Here is a 225-nt window from a genome sequence, read left to right on the forward strand (position 1 = left end):
TTGCCGGTAAGTTGACCATTACACCGAATACGCAGGCAACAGTTCAGGTTCAGGACAGTACTAAATTCTACGATGGGACCACGCAAGCGGACACAACGCAGTTCAACGTTAAACTTTCCACTGGCTTAGTGGCACCAAAGTGGCAAGCTGAAGACTTCAATCTGAGTGGGATCACGAGTGCCAATGTCGGCAGTTATTCAATCGGTTTAAGTCAACAAGGGCTGC

General features: G+C 48.4%; 1 protein-coding gene. It reads left to right on the forward strand.

The window, feature by feature from the left end:
• Nucleotides 1-225: MBG domain-containing protein (locus tag CES82_RS12635; RefSeq protein WP_180245757.1), on the forward strand; the 225-nt coding region annotated here is incomplete at both ends.

Origin of the sequence: Secundilactobacillus silagincola, assembly GCF_002583405.1 — a bacterium.
Lineage (GTDB): Bacteria > Bacillota > Bacilli > Lactobacillales > Lactobacillaceae > Secundilactobacillus > Secundilactobacillus silagincola.